The 7,561-nt window shown below is 49.5% G+C and carries 3 protein-coding genes; all 3 read left to right on the top strand.

Going from position 1 to position 7,561, the window contains the following annotated elements; translation table 11 throughout:
- Positions 1–456: 456 nt before the first annotated feature.
- Positions 457–3,873, top strand: coding sequence for a response regulator (locus Q8L79_RS15525; RefSeq protein ID WP_370869997.1), 3,417 nt, complete (start codon positions 457–459; stop codon positions 3,871–3,873).
- Entirely contained in the window at positions 3,863–4,789 is a 927-nt protein-coding gene (locus Q8L79_RS15520; protein WP_305272996.1) for a response regulator transcription factor, read from the top strand. Before Q8L79_RS15525 ends, Q8L79_RS15520 begins: the two co-directional genes overlap by 11 nt.
- A gap of 178 nt (positions 4,790–4,967) precedes the next feature.
- The gene (locus Q8L79_RS15515; protein ID WP_305272993.1) at positions 4,968–7,358 is read left to right on the top strand and encodes a Lon protease family protein; all 2,391 of its coding nucleotides are present in this window, start codon (positions 4,968–4,970) and stop codon (positions 7,356–7,358) included.
- Positions 7,359–7,561: the final 203 nt, after the last annotated feature.

Genomic DNA, 7,561 nt, shown 5'->3' with positions numbered 1-7,561 from the left:
CTCGTCGTTATACACATCTCGACGTAGGCCGGAATAAGCCTGTCCGCGCGTTAAGCGCAGGACTGGTGTTTCCGGCGCTCCGATTGCCGGAAACATCCGCCCTTGCTGACGCCGGGCGGACTCATTCCGGCCTACATCCAGGGCCGCCATTTCAGCTTTCATGCCTAAATGGCGGTCTTGAACAGACTTGTGTATAACGACGAGCGCAACGCGTGGGAACGAGGAGTTCACAATTAGGGGACGCCGGTGATTTTAAAATTCGGCCATGAACGGCTATGAGCCAAGCGGTCGTTATCGGGCATGGTTACAGCTTATTGCACCAAATTGGATCGATGATTTTGTTGCTACGTGCTGTTTAGCGCATTGGCCATTGCTAAGGGTCTCTGGTGTAGTTATTGCTTCATGGAACGGTGATTGAGCGTAATAGGGCGTGCCGTGTGCACCTAAGCTCCCAATGTGCGCACGGAACGCCCTATACAGCACAGAATTCATATAAAACCCATTGAGGAAACCGGTATCCGACAAAGTGTCTCAAAAATTCGTCGCGACTATAACGCCTGGGTTGCCAACGAAACGCTGGAAGACTATGCGCTTAGATTTGCACCACGCACGTTTCGCAAATGGTCGGAATTTCAGGTAGCCAATACCGCGTTCGGCTCTACGTCATTCCTGGTTCTGGAAGCAATAGGCGGTTTTCTAACCATCAATTACGGTTTTACCAATGCGTTCTGGGCCATTCTGGCCGTTGGCTTGATTATTTTTATCACCAGTTTCCCGATCAGTTATTACGCCGCCCGCTACAACATAGATATCGACCTGATGACCCGTAGCGCAGGTTTCGGCTATATCGGGTCGACAGTCACTTCACTGATTTATGCCTCGTTTACGTTCACGTTGTTTGCGCTCGAAGCCTCGATCATGTCTCTGGCTATCGAGCTGTATTTTCATATCCCTATTGCCATCGCGCATATTATCAGCGCGGTTACCGTCATTCCCTTGGTGACTTTTGGGATTACCACTATCAGCCGCTTGCAAATGTGGACCCAACCGCTATGGCTGGTTTTATTGATTACGCCCTATATTGCGGTATTCATTCGTGAGCCGGACGCGATGCTGACGGTGCAAACCTACTTTTGGATTGCCGGCAGCGGCCAGGGTTTTAACTGGTTGATGTTCGGCAGCGCGACCACCATCGCCTTTTCGATGGTTGCGCAAATCGGCGAGCAAGTGGATTTTTTGCGCTTTATGCCGGAGCTGACCGAAAAAAACCGGGTACGCTGGTGGCTGGCTACGATTACCGCCGGCCCCGGATGGATTTTGTTCGGCATGGCCAGGCAGCTGGGCGGAGCCTTGCTTGCCCATCTTGCCATTCGTCACGGTATAGCGCCGATCCATGCGCATGAGCCTACGCAAATGTATCTGGTGGCTTACGGCGACTTATTCGGCAATACTGAGTTAGCCTTAGCGGTCACTACCTTGTTTGTGGTGGTTTCCCAGATCAAAATCAATGTCACCAATGCTTACGCCGGTTCGCTGGCCTGGTCGAATTTTTTTTCGCGGCTGACCCACAGTCATCCCGGTCGGGTGGTATGGCTGGTGTTTAATGTTTCGATCGCCCTTTTGCTGATGGAATTCGGCGTATTCGGCGCTTTGGAAAAGGTATTGGGGTTGTTTTCCAATATGTCGATAGCCTGGATCAGCGCGGTTGCCGCAGAATTACTGATCAACAAACCTTTGGGCTTGAGCACTAAAGCCGTTGAGTTCAAACGCGCTTACCTGCCGGATCTCAATCCGGTCGGCATACTGTCCACCTTATGCGCCTCGATAGTTTCGATATTGGCCTATCTGGGATTTTTCGGCGCGTTCGCACAGGCATTTTCAGCGTTTATTGCCTTGAGTCTGGCCTTTCTGTTGGTTCCGTGTATCGCCCTGCTGTACGGGAGCCAGCGTTATCTTGCGCGTGACATCCACTTTAATAATCAGGCTCAAGTCAGTCGCTGCAGTATTTGCGAGAATCATTTCGAGCGCGAAGATATGGCGTATTGCCCCGTCTATGAGGGCTGTATTTGTTCGCTCTGTTGCACGCTGGACTCGCGTTGCATGGACGCCTGCAAGCCGGGCTTGCGCCTGGATGATTATCTTCAAAGCTTTGCGGAATGCTGTCTGCCGGGTTGGGTGAATTTGAGCGTCAGGCTGCGCTTGATACGCTTTAGTCTGTTGTTTTTGTTTTTGGCCGTTTTAACCAGCGTATTTGTCGGGATTATTTACTATCAGGATTTATTGGTTGCCGAGCATTACTTGCCTTCGTTCAACCTGTTACTGGCAAATTTTGTTAAGGTTTATGCCTCATTACTGGTCTTCATCGGTTTATGCACCTGGTGGCTGATCCTGAACGACGAGAGCCGACGCGTTGCCCATGAAGAAATTGCCAAGCAGACTCAGCGTTTGCTGATGGAAATCGATGAACATAAAAAAACCGACGCCAAGTTACAGCAAGCCACCAAAATGGCGGATCGCGCTAACAGTGCGAAAAGCCGTTTTCTTAGCAGCATGAGCCACGAAATACGCACGCCGTTAAACAGTATTGTCGGTTACGCGTATATTTTGCAGAAAGACCCGACCATACCTGCGCATAGACGGCAGGCGGTGGATATTTTAAAGCGTAACGGCGAACATTTATCCGCGCTGATCGAGGATATTCTGGATATTGCCCGTATCGAAGCGCGCAAATTCGAACTGCGTCAGGAAGCTATCGATTTTCCGGGTTTTATTGAACATCTGGTCAGCGTTTTTAAGCCGCAAGCCGAACAAAAGGGCCTGTCTTTTTACTGTCAAATTGTCAACACCCTACCTCAGCGGGTGCGCGGCGATGAAAAACGGGTCGGACAAATATTGATTAACCTGCTCGGCAATGCGGTCAAATTTACCGCCACGGGCGAGATCGTCTTTCGCATCGGTTACAGCTGCGGAGTCACCACTTTTCAGGTCGTCGATACCGGTCCCGGCATACATAAAGATCAACTGCAAAATATTTTCCAGCCGTTTACGCAATTACCGAATGAGAATTTAGACGCCGGCAGCGGCTTGGGGTTAACCATCAGTAAAATTCTATGCGAGATCATGGGCGGCGAACTGGTTGTCTCCAGCGATCAGCATAAAGGTTCCACCTTTACCGTAAGGCTGCTGCTGCCCAATCTGGGCGGCGAACAGCAATACATTCAGGAAGAAGACATTATCGGTTACCGGGGAAAGCGCCGGAAAATTCTTATTGTCGACGATCAGCCGGATCATCGACAATTGATTGTGTCTATTTTAGAACCGTTAGGTTTCGGTTTGATCGAGGCCGGATGCGGTGAAGAATGCCTGGATAAAATTGAAAAAGAAGCGCCGGACCTTGTTCTGCTGGATTTATCCATGCCCGGATTGGATGGCTCCGCAACAGCGCATCGACTCCGTCAAAACGGCTATGCAGCGCCTATTGTTGTCTTAAGCGCCAACGCCTATCCTTCCGACCGACTCAATGCCATTAATGCCGGTTGCAACGACTTTTTGGTCAAGCCTATACAAGTCAGCGAGCTACTCTACAAACTTAAGCTGCACTTGGCCTTGGAATGGCTTTATCAGGAAGATGAAGCTGAATTGCAAAGTGCCGACCAGCCGCCTTCATTAGATATTATTCAGGAGTTAACCGGCTATGTAAGAATCGGCGATTTGCAGGGGCTTAATCTATATCTGACCCAGCTTATTCAGTACCATCCGGAATATACCTATTTTGCACAAAGAATCATGACGCTGGCCAGCGAGTTTCATATGCTTGAAATCAAAAAACTTTTACATATTGCCAGCGAAGAACTAAGCGGCAATGACCCGTAAATTTAACGGTATCGCGATGATTGTCGACGATACGCCCGGCAATCTGGCCTTGTTATCCGATACGCTCTCGGAAGCCGGTTACCGGGTGCTTGTCGCCACCGATGGCATATCGGCATTGGAGCAAATTGCTTACCTGAAACCGGATATTATTTTGCTGGATATTATGATGCCGGGTATTGACGGGTTTGAAACCTGTAACCGGCTCAAATCCTCACCCGAAACGGCCGATATTCCTGTTTTATTTATGACCGCGTTAAGCGAACTCGACAACCTGTTACGCGGCTTCGACGAAGGCGCGGTCGATTATATTGTCAAACCGATTCGTCCGCCCGAAGTGCTGGCCCGAGTGGATTTGCAACTGACTCAGGCCCGAAATCTGCGTCGCGTTGAAAATGCTTTAAACAATAGCCCTTTTTCTGCGTTGGCAATCGATTCATCCGGCAACATTACCTGGTTAACGCCGGGCGGCATCTTGTGGCTGGATGAATTTCTGCAAAAACACGCATTAACAGGTAAACATGAAGTCGGTTCGCCGCTGCCCAAACCGATACTCGAATGGGTTAAACAGTATTTAGATTTTGCCGATAAATCCGAATCTTTTGAAAGCTATCGGACCGGAGTCGGTTTTTTGGTAAAAATAACACCGTGTCAAAGTACAGGCGAATACCTTCTGGTTTTGGACAGGCATTCAGGAGAGTGGGACCTGGATCTGGTAAGAAATTCCCTGGGGCTTACTTTTCGTGAAGCGGAAATACTGATGTGGATCTCCAGAGGCAAGACCAATAAAGAAGTGGGTATTATTCTGGGCAGTAGTCCACGCACAATCAATAAACATCTCGAACATATTTTTGAAAAGCTGGGCGTCGCCACCCGTGCAGCCGCTGTTTCAATGGTATTGCAACGACAGCAATTCTAAATTTAAGTCAGGCTGTCATGTTGTTAAAGCCTCGGGAGCAAGTCATCGATTTTCTGCATCGTTCCGGCCTATGTTGAAAAAACGTCCTGTCTTTTGGCGCCGCTTGGTTCAAATCGGACAATGCAGTAAAAAATGGTAGAATTGCCGTTTTTATGTAATCCGAGAACTTCTCCTAATCATGTCGAACCACTCAAAGCTCCCCCTTGAATCACTGAAACTAAATGTCGATTTGACTGGCTTTGAGTTCCCCGCCGCACCTAAATTGCCGGACACCATTTTGGGCCAGTCCAGAGCCCAGTCGGCACTGGAGTTCGGCGTTGCGATGAGTAACCCCGGCTACAATATTTTTGTGATGGGCGAGCCGGGACTGGGTCGGTTGTCGATGATTACCAACCATCTGGATGCCCAGGCAAAAACGCTGCCCGCGCCGCCATCCTATGCTTATGTCGATAATTTCGATAACCCGAGAGAGCCGGTGGCCGTTGAGCTGCCCGCAGAGTATGGCCAAACGCTCAGCAAAGACATTGAAAAATTAATCGATAACCTGCTGGCGACCTTTCCCGCCGCTTTCGAAAGCCCAACTTACCAACAAAAAAAGAGCGCTATCGAACGCCATTTTAACCAGTACTATAACAACGCCATCGATCTGGTCGATAAAAAGTCCCAGTCCCTGGATATTGCTTTATTCAGGGAAGGCGAAACGATTTCTTTTGCGCCTATTCGGGACAATAAGGCGCTGAATGAAGATCAATTTACCCAATTGCCGCTGCCGGAACGGGAAATCTTTCATAAGCATGTCGAGGAGCTGGAACTATACCTGAGCGATGTCTTGCTGGAATTGCCCCAGTGGCGCAGGGCGATGGTCGAAAAAATCAAGCAGCTGGATAATGACACCATCAGTCTGGCGATAGATCCGTTGTTTTCGGAACTGAACGACAGCTACCAGAATATCGATGACGTCATCACCTATTTGGCGGAAATCAAAAAGAACCTCTGCAGCACCATTGCCGATTACCTGATGCCGAGCCGGGCGCCGGAACAGCAAGATAATACGACTGCAAAACGGCAGCTGTTGACCGAGCTGTATGCGCCCAATATCCTGGTCGATAACAAACAGGAAAGCGGCGCGCCGGTTATTTACGAGCCGCACCCGATTTATCAAAACCTGTTCGGGCGTATTGAATACGTCAGCGACCAGGGCACATTGGTCACCAACTATCGCCGTATTTGCGCAGGCTCGCTGCATAAGGCCAATGGCGGTTATTTGATTCTCGATGCCGAAAAAATGCTGACTTACCCGTTCGTTTGGGAAGGCCTTAAACGCGCACTGCAATCCGGTCTGATTGAAATCGAATCGCCTTATTCCGATTTGGGCATTAACACCATCACCCTCAAGCCCGAAGTCATCCCGCTAAACATTAAAGTGATTCTGGTCGGTTCCAGGGATGTGTATTATTTGCTGGAAGAATTGGATGATGAATTTAACGAGATGTTTAAAATTCTTGCCGATTTTGACGATTATATTCCGCGCAATGATGAGTCGATGCAGCGTTTTATACTGCTGATGATCAAGCAGGCAGCAGATTCCGGCGCCAAGCCGTTAACGCGGACGGCTATTGAATGCCTGATTGAGCACAGCTGTCGGATTGCGGAAAACCAGCATCATTTTTCCGCCCGCATCAAAGATTCGCTGGAAATCATTGCCGAAGCCAACCTGTTTTGCAAGCGCGACAATCTGCCGATTTGCGACCGCTCTCACATAGAGCAGGCCTTGGCCGCAAGAGAGCATCGTAACGGCAGAATGCCAGAAAACATACTCGAAGAAATGCTGGCCGGCACCATCCTGATCGATACCGAAGGCGAAGCGATAGGCAAAGTCAACGGTTTAACCGTGCTGGAAGTCGGCGGCAGCAGCTTTGGCGCGCCGGTGCGCATCACCGCCAGCGTTTACCCCGGTTCCAGAGGCATCGTCGATGTCGAGCGGGAGGTGGAACTGGGCCAAGCGATTCATTCCAAAGGCGTAATGATCTTGACCGGCTATCTGGGCCACACCTATGCCCAGCAATTTCCGCTCGCCATATCGGGCAGCATCGCGATTGAACAATCCTACGGCTATATCGACGGCGACAGCGCCTCGCTGGCCGAACTGTGCTGTCTTATTTCGGCGCTGACACGGACGCCGATTAAACACAGTTTTGCGGTGACCGGTTCCATCAACCAGTATGGCGAAGTGCAGGCGGTAGGCGGTGTTAACGAGAAAATAGAAGGTTTCTTCAGGCTGTGCAAGGCACGCGGCCTTAACGGCGAGCATGCCGCCATTATCCCCGCCGCCAACAAGCGCAACCTGATGCTGAAACAGGAAGTGATTGATGCGGTGGCCGAAGGCAAGTTTGCGATTTACGCGGTGTGTTGCGTCGATGAAACGCTGGAATTATTGACCGGGGAACCGGCCGGCGCGTTAGATAGCGACGGCTTTTATCCGGAAGGCAGTATTAATTGCAAAGCTATCTCAAGGTTGAAGGAGATTTCGGATATGGCTACGGATGAGGATGATAAGGAGGAGGGGTAGGTTTATTTCTGCTTTTTCTACAAGTATTTATATGTAGATTGCTTGTACTTCTATTTGACGTTATCAGGGTTTATTTTAGGTGGCGCTAAATATATGAAACCAAATGAAATTACAATTATTTTTAATTTTTATAAGGTATTAGGTAAACAAGTGACGCAATTTTCGTCTATTAGGATGTCTAATATTATTAAGGGCCGCGTTAG

It is taken from the genome of Methylobacter sp. (assembly GCF_030680395.1).
Lineage (GTDB): Bacteria > Pseudomonadota > Gammaproteobacteria > Methylococcales > Methylomonadaceae > Methylobacter_A.
The sequence above is the reverse complement of the archived record's forward strand: the minus strand, read 5'-3'. Positions and strand labels throughout refer to the sequence as shown.

Bases quoted from the DNA above. Each gene is read 5' to 3' on its own strand.
- Q8L79_RS15520 (WP_305272996.1), top strand. From the start codon at position 3,863: ATGACCCGTAAATTTAACGGTATCGCGATGATTGTCGACGATACGCCC.
- Q8L79_RS15515 (WP_305272993.1), top strand. From the start codon at position 4,968: ATGTCGAACCACTCAAAGCTCCCCCTTGAATCACTGAAACTAAATGTC.